The organism is Streptomyces sp. NPDC031379, from assembly GCF_055569615.1.
Genome location: NZ_JBVIIT010000073.1, coordinates 1 through 1,111, shown reverse-complemented (window position 1 = coordinate 1,111; position 1,111 = coordinate 1). Strand labels below are relative to the sequence as shown.

The window sequence follows — 1,111 nt, the reverse complement described above, 5'->3', positions numbered from 1 at the left end:
GTACCCGTGGCCACGTCGTTGGTGACCTTGACGGGCCGGGGGTTGGCCGTCGAGCAGCCCTTCGCCTTCGGCGTGGTCAGGGCACAGGCGGGCAGCGCCACCACGCGAAGACGCGAGGCGAAGTTGCCGCCGTAGGCGTACTTGAAGCCCGAGTAGTCGAAGCTGACGTTCACCGGGCCGGGGGTGCCCCGGCCGTCGCGCCGGGTGAGCTGCACGCCCATCCCGATGCCGTTGGTCCGCTTCAACTGGGTGCGGTCCAGGACCTTGACGTCGACGTCCGCGGGCGTCGTCGTCGCGATGGCGGACCGCTGCTTGACGAGCGCGCTCACGGGAGCCGGGCCCACCTGGACGGTGGCCTTGTCCGCTTCGCCGGACGGTGCGACGGGCAGCTTCTTGCCCGGCTTGAGGCCGGAGAGGGCGAGGCGCGCCTGCGCCGCCTTGGGCCACACCGGGCGGACGGGCTTGGTCTGCGTGGGCTCCGCGCCGTCACGCGGCACCCCGCCGGCCGCCTGCACCGGCACGTTCACCGGCTTGAGCCCCGCCGTGACGGACTTGGCCGTGCCTGCGGCCTCGGCCGCGGGCGCGGCCAGCAGCGATGCCGCCAGCGCCACGGCCACCGCCCATGACGTGCGCTTCCCCTGTCTGCGTGCGAGTCGCACGGACCATCCCCAACCCAAAGAAGGCCGGGACCCGGTCCCGGCACACGTGCAAGGCAAAGCAGCCGTGGTATCGGGCTCATGACAGAGTGAAAGCCGCGCAAAGACCAGGCCAAAGCCGCACGCTAAGCGGAACATTCGTTCCGGTACCAGTCCCTCAAATCGGGCTGATCAACAAGAACCATCCCTTCACATCACCTTTACTCGAGTGACGTGTGTCACGTTGGCGGTTGCGGTGTGGGGCATGGCTGTGAGCTGGGGAAACGGACCTGGCGTAAGAGGCGGGTAAGTGATTCAATCCTGCGGCGCACACACATTGCACACGTGTGGCCCACGTCGAGGAAAGGTCCCCGAAGACAGATGAAGCGCGAGACGCCCAGCCATCTGAGCCGACGACAGGTACTGCGGCGGGCCGGTGGGCTGACGGCGGCGGCCCTCGTGGGTTCTGCCGCGCT

General features: G+C 69.0%; 1 protein-coding gene. It reads right to left on the bottom strand.

Annotation, left to right across the window (positions count from 1 at the left end; translation table 11 throughout):
• Window positions 1-659 (bottom strand): hypothetical protein (locus ACZ5CW_RS41210; RefSeq protein ID WP_468610971.1); only part of this gene is annotated, 659 nt, incomplete at its 3' end.
• Window positions 660-1,111 lie beyond the last annotated feature (452 nt).